Here is an 18,122-nt window from a genome sequence, read left to right as displayed (position 1 = left end):
GCGCGGCCCACATCAGAGGTCAGGCGTTTTCCCTGGCCGTTTGATGACCGTTGGTCGACTCTTTTTTCTCCATCGGCAACGGAATATACGCGCGGATCAACAGCCCGCCGCGCTCGCTGGTGCCGATATCCAGTTCGCCGTCATGCGCGTCGATAATACGCTGCACGATCGCCAGCCCCAGACCGGTGCCGCTGGTGCTGCGCGCGCTGTCACCGCGTACGAACGGCTGCAGCAGGTGCTTCAACTCTTCCGGCTTGATACCCGGGCCGTCATCTTCCACCTGGAACCAGCCGCGCTGCAGCTCGCGGCCGCTGCTGACCTTGATCCAACCGTTGCCGTAACGCGCCGCGTTCACCACCATGTTCACCGCCGCCCGCTTAATCGACAGCGGATGCACGTTCATCATCAGTTCGCCCGGTGACAACGCGGTTTCAATCACCCGCTCATAACCGCTCTCCGCCGCAACCACCTCGCCCAAAATGGCGTTCAGGTCGCTGCTTTCGGTCGGCATCTCCTGCCCGGTGCGCAGATAATCGATGAACTGCTCGATGATGGCGTTGCACTCTTCGATGTCTTTATTGATCGACTCGGCCAGATAACCGTCTTCGGCGCTCATCATCTCCGTCGCCAGCCGGATACGCGTCAACGGCGTGCGCAGATCATGGCTGACCCCGGCCATCAGCAAGGTGCGATCGTCCGCCAGCTGCTTGACGCCCGACGCCATCTGATTGAATGCGCGAGTCACCGACCGCACTTCGGAAGCCCCATACTCGCGCAGCGGCGGCGGAATAATCCCTTTGCCCACCTGCAGCGCCGCATGTTCCAGCTCCACCAGCGGGCGGTTTTGAATACGAATAAACAGCCAGGCACCGCCGATCGCGAGCAGCATGATCGCCAGCGTATAACGGAACAGCGGAGAGAAGTCGCCCTGATGGATTTCCGTCAGCGGTACGCGCACCCAGATATCGGGTTGCAGCCAGGTTTTCAGCCACACCACCGGGGAGTTCTTGTTCACCTCCACCCGCACATCGGTCGGCCCGCCGAGCTGCTGCGCCATCTGCTGGCTGAGGAACTGGTAGTGCTGCGCCCAGCGCAGGCCGCTCTCCTCCGCCGCCGAGTTGGTGTAGAGAGAAATGCCCAACTCGCGGTAGATCTCACGACGGAACGCCGGCGGCACTTCCAACAGCGTGCCGTCCTCCAGCTGCAGCCGATCGGTCATCAGCATACGCACTTCGTAAGCCAGTACCTTGTTGAACTGCTGCAGGCTGGGCAGGATGGCGAAGTTCAGCACCACCAGATAGGTCGTCACCAGGCTGACGAACAGCAAAGTGACGATCAACAACAGGGTTCGGGCAAACGAGCTACGCGGTGAAAAGCGCAATCGCCTCATGCCTTGCTGCCGTCCGGGACGAAGACGTAGCCGAGACCCCACACGGTCTGGATATAACGCGGATGCGCCGGATCTTCTTCAACCATGCGGCGCAGACGAGAGATCTGCACGTCGATGGAGCGCTCCATGGCGCTGTATTCGCGGCCACGCGCCAGATTCATCAGCTTATCGCGCGACAGCGGTTCACGCGGGTGGCTGACCAGCGCCTTCAGTACCGCGAATTCGCCGCTGGTCAACGGCATCGGCTCGTCTTCGCGGAACATCTCGCGGGTGCCGAGGTTCAGTTTGAATTTGCCGAAAGCGATCACCGCCTCTTCCTGCGAAGGCGCGCCCGGCAGTTCGTTCGCCTGGCGGCGCAGCACCGCGCGGATACGAGCCAACAGCTCACGCGGGTTGAACGGTTTAGGAATGTAGTCGTCGGCGCCGATTTCCAGCCCCACGATGCGATCGACCTCTTCGCCTTTCGCGGTGACCATAATGATCGGCATCGGGTTGCTCTGGCTACGCAGACGGCGGCAGATGGACAGGCCGTCTTCGCCCGGCAACATCAGATCGAGCACCATCAAATGGAAGGATTCACGGGTCAGCAAGCGATCCATTTGCTCAGCGTTGGCAACGCTGCGAACCTGGAAGCCCTGTTCGGTTAAATAACGTTCTAAAAGCGCGCGCAGGCGCATGTCATCATCGACAACCAGGATCTTATGATTCTCTTGCATGGTATTACTCCCAAAGGCTTTATTGCCTGACTCGAATATTGTTAGAAAACCTTGCCATTTGAGACAGCGTTTAATGGTATGTATTCTAGACGAAATTGTTACAAAGCTTATTCTTTTCCCCATTTATCAACAATTTTCAGTGAATGTCGACGGGGGTTCGTCAAAATTTCGCCCTTTATCGGCACAATGTGGGGCAGCGGCCCAATTTTGTGCAATTTCGCCACCGGGGAAGCGCCCGGTGGCGTTCAGCTGTCGGGTCAGGAGGTCTGCAGGAAACGTGCCAGCTGCCTACGCAGCTGCCGGTTCTCTTGCTGTAGCGCATCAACCCGATCGAGCAGCGTCAGCGCCATGGCGATCCCCGGCCAGTCCAGATCCAGCTCGGCCCGCAGCCTGCGCGCGCGCTGCAGATGGCTCAGCGCCGGATAATCGAACTCCCAGCGCGGCTGCGCCGGCTCCAACGGCACGATCACGCCCAGGCCGACGATCTCGACCAGCTCATCCTCTGAAATCTCCACTCGCTGACACAGCTCCACCACGGTGAATGTGATCTCTTTCTTCATCATGTGCTTTACTCCCATTCCGCGCGCGGGTTGAACGCCGCCTGTTCAGCCAGCTCTCGCCACAGGGCGCTGGCCTTCTCGTTCGGCTTCGGCGGCATCACCACCTTGAGAATGACATACAGATCGCCGGGCTCTTTCTTGCCCGCCAGCCCTTTGCCTTTGACCCGCAGCCGTTTGCCGCTCTGGCTGCCGGCCGGCACGGTCAGCGCGATTTTGCCGGTCAGCGTCGGCACCTCAATGCTGGCGCCGAGCGCCGCTTCCCACGGAGCGAGCGGCGCCACGATGCTCAGGTTGTGGCCATCTATCTCAAACAGCGGGTGCGGCGCGAGGCGGATGACCAGATACAGATCGCCGTTTTGGCCGCCGCCCACGCCGGCAACGCCCTGCCCCTTGAGGCGAATGCGCTCGCCATCGCCCACGCCGGCCGGGATTTTCACGTTCAACGTTTTGTTGGCTTCGCTCACCTGCCGCCCCAGCTCGTCATACACCGGCAGCGTATAGGAGATCTCGCGGCTTTGGCCATGCAGCGTTTCCTCGAGGAACAGCGGCACCTCCATCTCCAGATCCTGGCCGCGGAAGCCATGCCCGCCGTGCGAGTGCGAAGCGGAGCGGTGCCCGCCCGCCGCACGCCCGCCGAACATGCTCTCGAAGAAGTCGGAGAAGTCTTGCGCGTCGGCGCCGCCGCCGTGCCATGAAGCGCTCTGCTGATAGCCGCCGTGATCGCCGCGCGCCTGGCGGCCAAAGTTCGGATCGTTGCGGTGCAGCCGGATCTGATCGTACTCGGCGCGGCGCTCGTCGTCCTTCAGCACCTCATAGGCTTCGGCCAGCTCCTTGAACTTGCTCTCGGCGTCGTCTTCAGTGCTCACGTCAGGGTGATATTTACGCGCCAGCCGGCGGTAGGCCGTTTTGATGGTTTTCAGATCGGCGTTGGGCTCAACGCCCATCGTGGCGTAGTAATCTTTAAATTCCATGCGGTAATACCTTCAATGTGTTGGGTTGTGCGCCAAAATTCCTTGTCTCTCTCGCCAGATATCCTCCTTTCGTCACATTCCTTTTCCGCTATCGCTAAGCATACTCCCGATTGTTAAAAGCTGCGCAAACTGAATAAAAACCGTGCGACAAGGCGCAGGCCCGCGCGCCATTTCTAAAGCCCCCCGCATTCACGTACACTGTGGCGGTGGCCCCATAAAGATAAATCACGATGAGAACTCAACTGATAACCCGTGAAGGGTATGACAAGCTCAAACAAGAGCTGGATTACCTCTGGCGTGAAGAGCGCCCCGAGGTGACCAAAAAAGTGACCTGGGCCGCCAGCCTGGGCGACAGAAGCGAAAACGCCGACTACCAGTACAACAAGAAACGACTGCGCGAGATCGACCGCCGCGTCCGCTATCTGACCAAATGCCTGGAGCAGTTGAAGATCGTCGATTACTCCCCGCAGCAGGAAGGCAAGGTGTTCTTCGGTGCCTGGGTGGAGGTGGAGAATGACGACGGCGAGACCAAACGCTTTCGCATCGTCGGTTACGACGAGATTTTCGGCCGCAAGGATTACATCTCCATCGATGCGCCGATGGCGCGCGCCCTGCTGAAAAAAGAGGTCGGGGACATCGCCACCGTCAATACGCCGCTGGGCGAGGCACAGTGGTACGTAAATGAGATAAACTACCCGAAGTAAGCTTTCAGCTTTTTCCGAACCGCCGCCAACGCCGCCGCCTGAGCTGTTCTCCACGCCGCGGCCGCGCGGCGGCGGCCCGCTTCACTGGCATTTTCCGCGATCAATCCGTATAACTGTCCCCTGTTTATTCACCGTTCTCAATACAGATACCAGACCTATGAATGACCCACTGAGCCGCATTATTGCAACAGAACTGCAGGCCCGGCCGGAGCAAGTCGACTCCGCCATCCGTCTGCTGGATGAAGGTAATACCGTGCCCTTTATTGCACGCTATCGTAAGGAAGTCACCGGGGGCCTGGACGACACCCAACTGCGCCAGCTGGAAACCCGCCTGGGTTATCTGCGTGAACTGGAAGATCGTCGTCAGACCATCCTGAAGTCGATCGATGAACAGGGCAAACTGACCGAACAGCTGGCGGGGGCGATCAACGCCACGCTGAGCAAGACCGAACTCGAAGACCTCTACCTGCCGTACAAACCGAAGCGCCGCACCCGTGGCCAGATCGCCATCGAAGCCGGTCTGGAACCGCTGGCGGACACGCTGTGGCAGGATCCGCAACAGCAGCCGGAACAGCTGGCTGAACGCTACGTCGACGCCGACAAGGGCGTGGCGGACGTGAAAGCCGCCCTCGACGGCGCGCGCTATATCCTGATGGAGCGCTTCGCCGAAGACGCCGCGCTGCTGGCCAAGGTGCGCGACTACCTGTGGAAAAACGCCCATCTGGTGTCCAAAGTGGTCGAGGGCAAGGAAGACGAAGGCGCCAAGTTCCGCGACTACTTCGATCACCACGAACCGATTTCCCAGGTGCCTTCGCACCGCGCGCTGGCAATGTTCCGCGGCCGCAACGAAGGTGTGCTGCAGCTGGCGCTGAACGCCGATCCGCAATTTGAGGAAGCGCCGCGCGAAAGCCAGGCGGAGCTGATCATCATCAATCACCTCAACCTGCGCCTGAACAACGCCCCGGCCGACGCCTGGCGTAAGGCGGTGGTCAACTGGACCTGGCGCATCAAGGTGCTCCTGCACCTGGAAACCGAGCTGATGGGCACGGTGCGCGAACGCGCGGAAGACGAAGCGATCAACGTGTTCGCCCGCAACATGCATGATCTGCTGATGGCCGCGCCGGCCGGCATGCGCGCCACCATGGGCCTCGATCCAGGCCTGCGCACCGGGGTGAAAGTCGCCGTGGTCGACGCGACCGGTAAACTGGTGGCCACCGACACCGTCTATCCGCACACCGGGCAAGCGGCCAAAGCCGCCGCCATCGTCGCGGCGCTGTGCATCAAACACAATGTAGAGCTGGTGGCCATCGGCAACGGCACCGCTTCGCGTGAGACCGAGCGTTTCTATCTCGACCTGCAAAAGCAGTTCAGCGACGTCCGGGCGCAGAAAGTGATCGTCAGCGAAGCGGGCGCATCGGTGTACTCCGCGTCAGAACTGGCGGCGCTGGAATTCCCGGATCTCGACGTGTCGCTGCGCGGCGCGGTATCCATTGCCCGTCGCCTGCAGGATCCGCTGGCGGAGCTGGTGAAGATCGATCCGAAATCCATCGGCGTCGGCCAGTATCAGCACGACGTCAGCCAGAGCCAGTTGGCGAAGAAGCTGGATTCGGTGGTGGAAGACTGCGTGAACGCCGTCGGCGTCGATCTGAACACCGCATCGGTACCATTGCTGACCCGCGTGGCCGGCCTGACACGCATGATGGCGCAGAACATCGTCAACTGGCGCGACGAGAACGGCCGCTTCAGCAACCGTGAACAGCTGCTGAAAGTCAGCCGTCTGGGGCCGAAGGCCTTCGAACAGTGCGCCGGCTTCCTGCGCATCAACCACGGCGACAACCCGCTGGATGCCTCCACCGTTCACCCGGAAGCCTACCCGGTGGTGCAGCGCATCCTGGCCGCCACCGAGCAGGCGCTGCAGGACCTGATGGGCAACGCCTCGGCGGTGCGCAGCCTGAAAGCGGTCGATTTCACCGACGACAAGTTCGGCGTGCCGACGGTCACCGACATCCTGAAAGAGCTGGAGAAGCCGGGCCGCGACCCGCGTCCGGAGTTCAAAACCGCCACCTTTGCCGAAGGCGTGGAAACCCTCAACGATCTGCAGCCGGGGATGATCCTGGAAGGGTCGGTCACTAACGTCACCAACTTCGGCGCCTTCGTGGATATCGGCGTGCATCAGGATGGCCTGGTGCACATCTCCTCGCTGGCGGACAAGTTCGTCGAAGATCCGCACACAGTGGTGAAGGCCGGCGACATCGTCAAAGTGAAGGTGATGGAAGTCGATCTGCAGCGTAAACGCATCGCGCTGAGCATGCGCCTGGATGAGCAACCGGGCGAAGGTTCACCGCGCCGCGGCGGCAACGCGCCGGCACAGGCACGCGACAACGCCAACCGTTCGGCAGGCGGCAACAAGGCCAAACCGCGCAATGCGACGCCGGCCGGCAACAGCGCCATGGGCGACGCGCTGGCGGCGGCATTCGGCAAGAAACGCTAAGTCAGAGCCAATAGGGCGGAGCCTACTCCGCCCTTTCTGATGAATAAAACTTGCGGCATTTCTTGACCCGTCTCAATAAACCATCATCTTTTTATTTCCCGTTCCTGCGTGACCGCCCTCCCATTATTCAGGCAACAAAAATGCCTTCTGCAGCCATTTATTAACAACTCCGTTAACACGCATTTTTCATCTCGCTAATTGTGAGAGAAACACAAATGGTTACCGCTCGCATTACGGTGGAATAATGTTATCGAATTGCCTTTCAGCGGAAATAAATAAAGGGAAAAAGCCATCGATATTTGCAAACAAGAAAACTCGGCTACAAATACGTAACTGATTTAACTCGCCATTCTCATTTGTTCCCAAGTGCAAGCAGTGATAAAACATCGTTAATCAAGACAACGCCATTAAAAACTGCCGTCACCATAATAATTGGTTACAATACCCTTACTTTTTGTATTGAACGCGATAATGATAATTACTATTATTTGCGCTCACTTTATTGCATGACCTTATGGATGAATACCGCCGACGGCGTGGCATTTTCGCCGGCAACGTCCAATTATCATCAGCCCGATGTTCATCGGCACCCGGAAGGTTAATCACATGCAGCTTCAACCTAAACGCACGTATAAGATTGTCGGCTTTTCCGGTGAAATTGCGCCGGCCTACCGCCAGAAATTGTTATCGCTCGGCATGCTGCCTGGCTCTTCATTCGACGTAGTGCGCGTCGCGCCACTGGGCGATCCGATAGAAATTAAAACTCGCCGCGTCAGCCTGGTGCTGCGCAAGAAGGATCTGGCGCTGCTGCAGCTCGACGGCCAGCCCTGACCTCCGTTTGCCGACGCGCTCTTGCGCCGGCGCTGTTCTCCTTGAAGACGACACGCTGAACTATGAAAAAACTCACCATCGGCTTAATCGGTAACCCGAACTCCGGCAAAACCACGCTGTTCAACCAGCTGACCGGCGCACGCCAACGGGTCGGCAACTGGGCGGGCGTGACGGTCGAACGCAAAGAAGGCCATTTCACCACCCCGCAGTCCGACGTGCGGCTAGTCGATTTGCCCGGCACCTACTCCCTGACCACCATTTCAGAGCAAACGTCGCTCGATGAGCAGATCGCCTGCCATTACATTTTGAGCGGCGACGCCGATCTGCTGATCAACGTGGTCGACGCCTCCAACCTGGAGCGCAACCTCTACCTGACGCTGCAATTGCTGGAGCTGGGCATCCCCTGCATCGTGGCGCTGAACATGCTCGACATCGCCAAAAGCCAGCATATCGATATCGACGTCGCCGCGCTGTCGGCGCGCCTCGGCTGCCCGGTAGTACCGATGATCTCCACCCGCGCCGACGGCATCGGCGTGCTGAAACAGATGATCGACAATCATCGCATCAACGAACAGCAGGCGCTGGTGAACTACCCACCGTTGCTGCTGAAAGCGGTCGCCACGCTGAGCAACGCCATGCCGCAAACGCTGCCGGCAGTGCAACGCCGCTGGCTGGCATTGCAGATGCTGGAGGGCGACATCTACAGCCACCGGCTGGCCGGTCCCGCCGTCGCGCTGCTGCCTGCGGCCATTCAGACGTTGCAACAGCAGGAGCAAGAAGACCCGGCGCTGGTGATCGCCGACGCGCGCTACCAGTCTATCGCCACCCTGAGCGACGCGGTCAGCAACTCGCAGCAGGCGATGCCCAACCGCCTGACCGATATGCTGGATAAAGTGATCCTCAACCGCTGGCTGGGCGTGCCGATCTTCCTGTTGGTGATGTACCTGATGTTCCTGCTGGCGATCAATATCGGCGGCGCGCTGCAGCCGATCTTCGATATCGGCTCGGCGGCGATCTTCATTCAGGGCATTCAGTGGCTCGGCTACACCCTGCACTTCCCCGGCTGGCTGACCGTATTCCTGGCGCAGGGCGTCGGCGGCGGCATCAACACCGTGCTGCCGCTGGTGCCGCAGATCGGCATGATGTACCTGTTCCTGTCATTCCTGGAAGACTCCGGCTACATGGCGCGCGCGGCGTTCGTGATGGATCGCCTGATGCAGGCGCTCGGGCTGCCGGGCAAATCCTTCGTGCCGCTGATCGTCGGCTTCGGTTGCAACGTGCCGTCCATCATGGGCGCCCGTACGCTGGACGCCCAGCGCGAGCGCCTGATCACCATCATGATGGCGCCGTTCATGTCGTGCGGCGCCCGTCTGGCGATCTTCGCGGTGTTCGCCGCCGCCTTCTTCGGCCAGGACGGTGCTGGGGTGGTGTTCTCGCTATACATGCTCGGCATCGCGGTGGCGATCCTGACCGGCCTGGTACTCAAATATACCCTCATGCGCGGCGAAGCCTCGCCGTTCGTCATGGAGCTGCCGGTTTACCACGTGCCGCACCTGAAAAGCCTGCTGCTGCAAACCTGGCAGCGGTTGAAAGGCTTCGTGTTGCGCGCCGGTAAGGTGATCGTGGTAGCCAGCATATTCATCGGCGGCCTGAACAGCTTCTCGTTCAGCGGCAAAACGGTCGACAACATCAACGACTCCGCGCTGGCCTCGGTCTCCAAGGTGTTGACGCCGCTGCTGCAGCCGATGGGCGTCCACAGCGATAACTGGCAGGCCACCGTCGGTCTGGTGACCGGCGCGATGGCGAAAGAAGTGGTGGTCGGCACGCTGAACACGCTGTATACCGCCGAGCACATCAACAAAGAGGCGTTCGACGCCGCCAACTTCAACCTGCTCGATGAGCTGGGCGGCGCGCTGAAGGAAACCTGGGACGGCCTGAAAAATACCTTCAGCCTGAGCGTGCTCTCCAACCCGATCGAAGCCAGCAAGGGCGACGGCGAGATGGGCGTCGGTTCGATGGGCGTGATGAGCAGCAAATTCGGCTCCGGCATTTCCGCCTACAGCTACCTGATCTTCGTGCTGCTGTATGTGCCTTGCGTCTCGGTGATGGGCGCCATCGCACGTGAATCAAGCCGCGGCTGGATGACCTTCTCAATCCTGTGGGGGCTGAACGTGGCCTACTCGCTGGCGACGCTGTTCTATCAGGCGGCCACCTTCAACCAACACCCGCAGTACAGCCTGACGGCGATCCTGGCGGTGGTGCTGGTGAACCTGCTGGTGCTGTTCGGCCTGCGCCGGGCGCGCAGCCGCGTCACGGTGCGCCTGGGCAACGCCACGCCGGCGGCTTGTTGCCAGAGCGCCAAAGGGAGCTGTCACTGATGGCCGGGCTGCTGCAGGTGCGCGATGCGCTGGCGCTGCGCGGCAGCGCCCAGGCGCAGCAGCTCAGCCAATCGCTGGCGACGCCGCTGCCGCTGGTGCAGGCGATGCTGGATCGTTTGACGGCAATGGGGAAAGTGGAACGTATCGAACAGGATGGCGGCGCCTGTCTGAGCGGCAGTTGCAAAAGCTGCCCGCAGGGCCAGGGATGCAGCACGGTGTTCTACCGGCTGAAGGCCTGACGATCAGGGGCGCCGCAGCGGCGCCCCTTGCCGTTCAAGGCTTATTGCTTGTCTTTGTAAACTTCGGCGATGGCGCTGAATTTACCGTGTTCGCGGCCCGCCAGGATCACGTAGTATTGACCGCCCTTTTCGTCTGCCAGTTTGGACAGCTCTTCCTTGGCATCCATCGGTGACGTGGTTTCCGCCGTCGTGGTGACGGTGCCGATCTTCTCGTATTTACCCGGATTCTTATCCAGATCTTCCTTGGTCAGCAGGGTTGCCGCCATGGAGCCGAAAGACACCGAACCCAGCACTGCCGCTGCAATAATCATCTTCAATGATTTCATGACACTAACCTCTCAATGGATAATTTATCTGTTATGAAAGCCGTCAAGGATCCATGCGTAGTACCGCAGGCTGCCGCGACATCCTCAGGCCTCGTTGCTTTCCCTGACGGGGCCTGTTTCCCAGAGACGAAACGCCAAAATGAAAAGCGCCGCACGCGGTCTTTTCATTTTGCAGCCAACGCATTGACTCACTAAGTATTGAACAGCTTTGTCTTTTATCCACCCGGCGGCGTTTTTTTTCGCGCTCTATCGTGCGTTTTCACGCTGCATTCAATGTGCTGCAATAAACGCTTCGATCATCGTCACAAATTCATCGGGATGAGAGATAAATGGCGCATGGGCGGCTTTGGCCACGATCTGCGACGTAGAGTTCGGCCAGTCGGCGTCGAGCAGCTCGGCGACCTTGCGCGGCACCAGCCCGTCCAGATAGCCGTAGATCCGCAGCAGCGGCAGCGTCAACTCCGCCAGCGGTGCACGCAGATCGGCTGTGCGCAAGATCTCCAGCCCACCGTTCAGCACCTCGACGCTCGGCGTCGGTTGGTTGAGCACCACCGCTTTCAGTTGGCGCGCATCCTGACGCGCGCTCTCAGTGCCCAGCGTCTGCAGCGCCAGAAAACGCTCGACGGTGCGCTGGAAATCCAGGCTCAGCTGATGCTGGAAACCGCTCAGCACATCCGGGCGGATCCCCGGCCACTCATCGCGGGCGGCAAAGCACGGCGAGGAGGCTACGGTGATAAGCCCCTTGACTCGCTCGGGCTGCATCAGCGCCGCCTGGCTGGCCACCAGCCCACCGAGCGACCAGCCAAGCCACCAGGACTGCGGCGGGGCAGCCGCCAGCACGATTTCCGTCATCTGCTCCAGCGACAGGGCGCCGAACCCCTGGCTACGGCCGTACCCCGGCAGATCGACCAGGTGCAGGCGAAAATGCGGCGTCAGTCGCGCCTGAATGCAACTCCACACTTCGGCGTTCAATCCCCAGCCGTGCAGCAGCACAAGATCGCGTTCGCCTTCGCCTATTGTTTGCCAGTACAGCGCTGTCATTGGTTATTGTCCTTTCATACTTATCCGTCACGGAGACGCTATGCTATCAATCCGCAGCCGTTGTTGGCTATGCCGACAACCGTTGAGCCTGATCCGTCATGGCATCTGCAGCTGTTGCCTGCGTCATCTGCCGGCCCACCCGCCGTGTTGCCCGCGCTGCGGATTGCCCGCCGGGAAGACGCGAACGCCCTGCGGCCGCTGCCTGCAACGGCCACCGCCCTGGCAACGGCTGGTGTTCGTCGGCGACTACGTTGCGCCCCTCAGCCAACTGGTAAAAAGGTTCAAGTTCCACCGCGCGCCCGAGCTGGCGCCGACGCTAGCGCGCCTGATGTTGTTGCGGTGGCAGCAGGCGCGCAGAGAGCAGTATCTGAACAGACCCGACCTGATTTTAGCGGTACCCTTGTATGCAACACGCTGCTGGCACCGTGGTTATAACCAGAGCGATCTGTTGGCCCGGCCGCTGGCGCGCTGGCTGGGCTGCACCTATCAGCCCGCCGCCTTGCGCCGGGTGCGCAAAACCGCCCCGCAACAGCGGCTGAGCGCCGGGGTACGCAGGCGCAATCTGCAACGCGCGTTCGTTTGCGTGGCATCGGTCGCCGGCCGGCATATCGCCCTGGTGGATGACGTGGTGACCACCGGCAGCACCGTCGCGCAGATAGCGGCGCTGCTGCAGCGGCAAGGCGCCGCCTCGGTGCAGATATGGTGCATTTGCCGCACGTTGTAGTGCCACGGCAATGGGCGTATTATAACCGACTATAGAAGTCAACTATTGAGCTAATGCTATGATCCGTATAACAGATACTGCACAGGAACACTTTGCCAAACTGCTGGCAAATCAAGAAGAAGGCACCCAAATCCGCGTATTCGTGATCAACCCGGGCACGCCGACGGCCGAATGCGGTGTCTCTTATTGTCCGCCGGACGCGGTAGAAGCGACGGATACCGAACTGAAGTTCGACAAACTGTCCGCCTATGTCGATGAGCTGAGCGCGCCGTATCTGGAAGACGCCGAAATCGACTTCGTGACCGACCAACTGGGTTCTCAGCTGACGCTGAAAGCGCCAAACGCCAAAATGCGCAAGGTCGATGACGATGCGCCGCTGATGGAGCGCGTGGAATACGTGCTGCAGTCGCAGATCAACCCACAGCTGGCGGGCCACGGCGGCCGCGTAACGCTGATGGAGATCACCGACGACAACATGGCGATCCTGCAGTTCGGCGGCGGTTGCAACGGTTGTTCGATGGTCGACGTCACGCTGAAAGAAGGCATCGAGAAAGAGCTGCTGCAGAAATTCCCGGAGCTGAAAGGCGTGCGTGACCTGACCGAGCACCAGCGCGGCGAGCACTCCTACTATTGATACCCTTCTTACTTGAAGTTGCAGCGTTGTTGGCCGCATGCGCGCCCCCCAGTCACTTACTTAAGTAAGCTCCTGGGGATTTACGCACTTGCCGCCTAGCTGCAACTCCAATTAATTCGGGTATCCGTCATTTGGATGGGACTAAAGTTCTCATCCTTTGACCTAATACAACGACACCTCATCGTCACCCCACCGACACCTTGCGGCGCCGCTTGTCCAAATCCTTCAGTAAGCGGTTTATGTGCGGGTCGGCAAACATCTCCTCCAGCGTCTGGGTCAGCTTGCGCCGCCAGTTAGGGTACTGATCGCTGGTACCGGGAATATTGACCGGATCGGCCATATCCAGCCAGTCTTCCGGCTGCAGGCCGAGCAAGGCGCTGGCGCTGTCGGCGACATAGCGCTGTAGGCCGCGGTTGAGCAGCGGGCTCATGCCGAGCAGCGCTGCCTTCTTGCCCACCTTCTGCGGCACGCAGCCATAACGATGCAATCCATCCAGCAGCCCCTGCTTGGCGCGTTCCCGATCGGCGAACAGCGCCCGCAGGATCTCCGCGTCCGGGTAAAGACCCAGCCGGTTGCCGAGCGTTAGATCGTCGCTTTGCCAGTAGCCGCGCAGCGTCGGCAGATCGTGGGTGGTGATGGTCGCCATCGCCTGCACCGGATAGGCCTGCGGCGCGCGGAAATGGTGTTCACCGTCGCTTTCGAAATAGAGCACTTTGTAGGAATAGACGCCGCTGTCGCGCAGCTTGCCGACGATTTCCACCGGCACCGTGCCGAGATCCTCGCCGATCACCATGCAACGGTGGCGCTGGCTTTCCAGCGCCAACACCGCCAGCAGATCGTCCACCGGGTATTTGACGTAGGCGCCGCGATCGGCGGTTTCGCCATACGGGATCCACCACAGCCGCAGCAGCGCCATGACGTGATCGATGCGCAGCGCGCCGCAGTTGGTCATGTTGGCGCGCAAAAGATCGATAAACGGCTGGTACCCGCGTGCCGCCATCACGTGCGGATCCATCGGCGGCAGGCCCCAGTTTTGCCCCAGAGGCCCCAGAATATCCGGCGGTGCCCCGACCGACGCTTTCAGGCAGTACAGTTCGCGGTCACACCAGGTTTCCGCCCCGCCTTCCGCCACCCCGACCGCCAGATCGCGATACAGGCCAATCGGCATCTGCTGCTGCCGGCTCTGGTCAAAACACTGCGCGAACTGCGTGGCCGCCAGCCACTGCAGCCACAGGTAAAAGCGGACCGCGTTCTGATGTTCGGAGCAGAACAGCCGTACCGCTTCGCTCTGCCCCTGCCGATAGCGCTCTGGCCAGGCCGGCCAGCCCCACTGGTGGGCATCTTTGGCCGCCAGATGGGCATGCAGCGCGTCGAACGCCGCCTGCTGATACAGGCTGTCGCCGCCCTCGCTGACGAACTGTTCGAACGCCTGACGCTGCCCGTCGTTTGGCTTGCGCGCCTGAAACAGCGGAAACGCCAGCTTCAGCGCCGCCAGCTTCAGCTGCATCACGGCGGTGTAATCCACCCACTCCGCGGCGCGCGCCTTGGCCAGCTGCTTCTGCGTCGCCGGCTTCTGCCACCAGCGCTGCGCCGCATCGCTGCGCTGGAAATCCTCCACCGCGTTGACGTCGATATACGCCAGATTCAGCCAGCGGCGCGACGAGGGGCTGTAAGGGCTGGCGCTCTCCGGATTAGCCGGATACAGCGCATGGATCGGGTTGAGGCCAACGAAGGCGCCGCCGCGCTCCCCCACCTGCTCCACCATCAGACGCAGATCGCCGAAATCGCCGATGCCCCAGTTGCGATCGGAGCGCAGCGTATACAGCTGAACGCAAGCGCCCCACAGCTTCTTACCGGTCAGCAAGGCGTCCGGCTCGAAGCAGCGTCTCGGCGCGACGATCAGCCGGCATGGCCACTGCTGCTCGCCCTGGCTCAGCGTCAATTGGTGGTAACCCACCGGCAGATCGCCGGGCAGCGTCAGGGTCTTGCGCGCGCCGATGCGCCCCTGCAGGCATTCGCCGTCTTCACGTTGCAGCGCCCACAGGTACTCGCCTTCGCCCGCCGGGGTCAGCGCCAGCGGCGCGCCCTGATAGAACACCTTGACCGCCGGTAACGGCGGCGGCGCTCCTTCCTGCTCGGCATCGGTTCGGTTCATGGCCGCCAGCAGCTTGCGCTTGGTCTGCGGTTCAATCGCCTGCCGCTTGCCGTGGGCATTGATGAAATCGGCGGCGATCCCCGCCTGCGCTGCCGCCTGATCGATACGCTTGCGATCCATTCGCTCTCCTTAACGTTTGGCTTGCCAGATACGCTGCTGGTAATCGCGGATCGAGCGATCCGAGCTGAACATGCCGACGCGCGCGGTGTTAAGGATAGTCCGCCGCGTCCATTCGTCCCGATCGCGATACAGCTCGTCGACCCGGCGCTGCGCCTGGCAGTACGAGGCAAAGTCCGCCAGCACCAGGTAGGGATCGCCGCCTTCCAGCAGGCTGTGCAGCATCATGTCGAACGCGTGCTTGTCGCCGTGGCTGAAGGTGCCGCTCGCCAGCTCGTCCAGAATCGCCTTCAGGTGCTTGTCCTTCTTGCGGTAGCTGAGCGGATCGTAACCCTTCGCCACTATCGCCTTCACCTGCTCCACGGTATTGCCGAAGATAAAGATATTGTCTTCGCCCACCTGCTCGGCGATTTCGACGTTGGCGCCGTCCAGCGTGCCGACCGTCAGCGCGCCGTTCAGCGCCAGCTTCATGTTGCCGGTGCCGGAGGCCTCTTTGCCGGCGGTGGAGATCTGTTCGGAGATATCCGCCGCCGGGATCATCAGTTCGGCCACCGACACGCGGTAGTCAGGGATGAACGCCACTTTCAGGCGATCTTTCACCAACGGATCGTTATTGATCTTCTCGGCCGCCTGATTGATGGCGTAGATGATGTTCTTCGCCAGGTAGTAGCCCGGCGCCGCCTTGGCGCCGAACAGGAAGACGCGCGGCACGATGTCCAGGTTGGGGTTGTCGCGCAGCTGACGATACAGCGACAGGATGTGCAGCAGGTTCAGGTGCTGGCGTTTGTACTCGTGCAGACGCTTGATCTGCACGTCGAAGATCGCGTCCGGGTCGAGCGTCAGCCCCATTACGCCGTGTACGTAATGGGCCAGCGCCACCTTGTTGTCGCGTTTGATCTGCTGATAACGCTGGCGGAACGCCGCGTCGTCGGCGAATTTCTCCAGCCCGCGCAGCGCGTCGAGATCGCTCGCCCACTCCACCTTCAGCGTCTCGTCGATCAGGCCCGACAGCGCCGGGTTGCACTGTTTCAGCCAGCGGCGCGGCGTGATGCCGTTGGTGACGTTATGGAATTTGTTCGGCCACAGCTGGTGATATTCCGGGAACAGATCTTTCACCACCAGATCCGAATGCAGCTGCGCCACGCCATTGACCGCAAAGCCACTGACCACGCACAGGTTGGCCATGCGCACCTGCTTGTCATGGTGCACCGCCAGTTTGGCCCACACCGCCTCGTCGCCCGGCCAGTGCTTATCCACCAATTTTTTAAACCTGGCGTTGATCTGTTTGATGATGGAGAAATGGCGCGGCAGCAGGCTGCGCACCAGTTTTTCATCCCAGCACTCCAGCGCTTCCGGCATCAGGGTGTGGTTGGTATAGGCGAAGGTGTTGCTGGTGATCGCCCAGGCCGCCTCCCATTCCAGCTGGTGCTCGTCCAGCAGAATGCGCAGCATTTCCGGAATGGCGATGGTCGGGTGGGTGTCGTTCAGCTGGATCACTTCGTACTTCGGCAGCTCTTCAATCTTGCGGCCGGCCTGATGGTGCTTGCGCAAAATGTCCGCCACCGAGCAGGCGCACTGGAAATACTGCTGCATCAGGCGCAGGCGCTTGCCGGCCTGATGGTTGTCGTTCGGGTAAAGCACCTTGGTCAGCTTGTCGGCTTCTACGCCCTGCTTCTCCGCCTGCAAGAATTTGCCGTCGTTGAAATCGCTCAGGTTGAACGGATGCTGATGGGTCGCCTGCCACAGGCGCAGCGGCTGCGCCACGCCGTTGCGATAGCCCAGCACCGGCAGATCCCAGGCTTCGCCGCGCAGGGTGAAGGCCGGGCGCCACCGTTCGCGGCCGTCGGCCTGCTTTTCCAGCTTGCCGCCGATGCCCACGTCCACCGCCAGCGCGGCGTTGTGGCGGAACCACGGGTAGCTCTCGCGTTGCCAGTTATCCGGCGCCTCTTGCTGTTGCCCTTCGCGGAACGACTGGCGGAACAGCCCGTACTGGTAATTCAGCCCATAGCCGGTGGCCGGTTGTTCCACCGTCGCCATCGAGTCGAGGAAACAGGCCGCCAGACGCCCCAGCCCGCCGTTGCCCAGCGCCGGATCGGTTTCCTGCTCCAGCAAATCCGCCAGCTTGACGTTCTGCTCGGCCAGCGCCTGCTCGACGGTGTCGTACCAGCCCAGGTTGATCAGGTTGTTCGCCGTCAGCCGGCCGATCAGAAACTCCATCGAGATGTAGTTCACGTGGCGCAGCGGTTTGGCGCTTTTGCGCGGCGCCGGCTGTGCGGCCAGCTGCTCGGCCAGCGCCGCACTGACGGCTTCCCACCATTGATGTTGCGTCATCTGCTGTGCGGAACTGAGGCCGAACCGTTGCCACTGACGGGCGAGCGCCGCCAGAAAAGCATCCTTCTTGAGCGTAGGCTGTGACATAAGGAAAACTCTCTATCCAGTAAGTGGGTCAAATTGCCGCTATCGTGCCGGTGAGAAAGCCTGACGGCATCATCCCGCCTGGGGATTAGCTGGGGAGGAGGATTGGGGCGTAGCTGGAATTGTGATCTCAGGCACTGTTTGACTCCCTTGCAACGATGCAAAAAAGCCCGCCAACGCGTGCGGCGAGCACTGAGAACGTTAACCATGACGTTAGCACAAGTATTCGCGCTGCTGAAGTTTTGTCCATGGCCGGAAATGCGATCCGCGACCGCATCGCCGCGCGCCGGCGCCAAACGTAAAAAAGTGTGATCGATAGCAACTTAACTCCAAGCCGATGCGGAAGCTTGTTGCAATACGTTTAGGGTTGGCAGAAGTTAGGGGGAGCTATTAATTACGAACCATAAAATAATTAGCGCCACTCCAATCC

General features: G+C 60.8%; 15 protein-coding genes. 7 read left to right on the top strand and 8 right to left on the bottom strand.

The window, feature by feature from the left end:
• Positions 1–19: 19 nt before the first annotated feature.
• The 4 genes from envZ to cbpA form a co-directional block, all read right to left on the bottom strand.
• Positions 20–1,390, bottom strand: a complete 1,371-nt coding sequence (envZ, locus tag RE418_RS07690; RefSeq protein ID WP_015379311.1) for a two-component system sensor histidine kinase EnvZ — start codon at positions 1,388–1,390, stop codon at positions 20–22.
• A complete protein-coding gene (gene ompR / locus RE418_RS07685; RefSeq protein WP_004709363.1) occupies positions 1,387–2,106 on the bottom strand; it encodes a two-component system response regulator OmpR in 720 nt (239 codons plus the stop codon). Before ompR ends, envZ begins: the two co-directional genes overlap by 4 nt.
• A 257-nt stretch (positions 2,107–2,363) precedes the next feature.
• Positions 2,364–2,669, bottom strand: a complete 306-nt coding sequence (locus RE418_RS07680) for a chaperone modulator CbpM (RefSeq protein WP_004930739.1) — start codon at positions 2,667–2,669, stop codon at positions 2,364–2,366.
• Positions 2,670–2,674: 5 nt separating this feature from the next.
• Positions 2,675–3,637 (bottom strand): curved DNA-binding protein, encoded by a 963-nt coding sequence (cbpA, locus tag RE418_RS07675; RefSeq protein ID WP_025304550.1) that lies wholly within the window; start codon positions 3,635–3,637, stop codon positions 2,675–2,677.
• Positions 3,638–3,867: 230 nt separating this feature from the next.
• On the opposite strand from cbpA, the gene greB reads away from it, so the two are divergent.
• From greB to RE418_RS07650, 5 genes are all read left to right on the top strand, one after another.
• A complete protein-coding gene (greB, locus tag RE418_RS07670; RefSeq protein ID WP_025304551.1) occupies positions 3,868–4,341 on the top strand; it encodes a transcription elongation factor GreB in 474 nt (157 codons plus the stop codon).
• 157 nt (positions 4,342–4,498) lie between these two features.
• Entirely contained in the window at positions 4,499–6,832 is a 2,334-nt protein-coding gene (locus RE418_RS07665; RefSeq protein ID WP_025304552.1) for a Tex family protein, read from the top strand.
• Positions 6,833–7,438: 606 nt separating this feature from the next.
• On the top strand, positions 7,439–7,663 hold the full coding sequence (feoA, locus tag RE418_RS07660; protein WP_043139125.1) for a ferrous iron transporter A: 225 nt from the start codon (positions 7,439–7,441) through the stop codon (positions 7,661–7,663).
• 62 nt (positions 7,664–7,725) lie between these two features.
• Entirely contained in the window at positions 7,726–10,041 is a 2,316-nt protein-coding gene (feoB, locus tag RE418_RS07655; RefSeq protein ID WP_089181418.1) for a Fe(2+) transporter permease subunit FeoB, read from the top strand.
• Positions 10,041–10,280, top strand: a complete 240-nt coding sequence (locus RE418_RS07650; protein WP_033639206.1) for a FeoC-like transcriptional regulator — start codon at positions 10,041–10,043, stop codon at positions 10,278–10,280. The genes feoB and RE418_RS07650 overlap by 1 nt, the downstream gene beginning before the upstream one ends.
• 41 nt (positions 10,281–10,321) lie before the next feature.
• Here RE418_RS07650 and RE418_RS07645 read toward each other — a convergent pair whose 3' ends face one another.
• Together RE418_RS07645 and bioH are read right to left on the bottom strand one after the other, a co-directional pair.
• Complete coding sequence (locus RE418_RS07645) at positions 10,322–10,606, bottom strand: YdgH/BhsA/McbA-like domain containing protein (protein ID WP_004930765.1); 285 nt, start codon at positions 10,604–10,606, stop codon at positions 10,322–10,324.
• 270 nt (positions 10,607–10,876) lie between these two features.
• On the bottom strand, positions 10,877–11,647 hold the full coding sequence (gene bioH / locus RE418_RS07640; RefSeq protein WP_025304556.1) for a pimeloyl-ACP methyl ester esterase BioH: 771 nt from the start codon (positions 11,645–11,647) through the stop codon (positions 10,877–10,879).
• 40 nt (positions 11,648–11,687) lie between these two features.
• On the opposite strand from bioH, the gene gntX reads away from it, so the two are divergent.
• Entirely contained in the window at positions 11,688–12,371 is a 684-nt protein-coding gene (gene gntX, locus RE418_RS07635) for a DNA utilization protein GntX (RefSeq protein ID WP_025304557.1), read from the top strand.
• Positions 12,372–12,429: 58 nt separating this feature from the next.
• Entirely contained in the window at positions 12,430–13,005 is a 576-nt protein-coding gene (gene nfuA, locus RE418_RS07630) for a Fe-S biogenesis protein NfuA (protein ID WP_025304558.1), read from the top strand.
• 184 nt (positions 13,006–13,189) lie between these two features.
• Here the strand turns inward: nfuA and malQ are convergent, their stop codons facing one another.
• The gene (gene malQ / locus RE418_RS07625; protein WP_089181419.1) at positions 13,190–15,280 is read right to left on the bottom strand and encodes a 4-alpha-glucanotransferase; all 2,091 of its coding nucleotides are present in this window, start codon (positions 15,278–15,280) and stop codon (positions 13,190–13,192) included.
• Between the two features lie 9 nt (positions 15,281–15,289).
• Positions 15,290–17,695 (bottom strand): maltodextrin phosphorylase, encoded by a 2,406-nt coding sequence (gene malP, locus RE418_RS07620; RefSeq protein WP_049205569.1) that lies wholly within the window; start codon positions 17,693–17,695, stop codon positions 15,290–15,292.
• Between the last annotated feature and the right edge of the window lie 427 nt (positions 17,696–18,122).

Origin of the sequence: Serratia sp. szju (assembly GCF_044594185.1) — a bacterium.
In the GTDB taxonomy this organism is placed as follows: domain Bacteria; phylum Pseudomonadota; class Gammaproteobacteria; order Enterobacterales; family Enterobacteriaceae; genus Serratia; species Serratia bockelmannii.
This window is presented reverse-complemented; position numbering and strand designations above follow the sequence as displayed.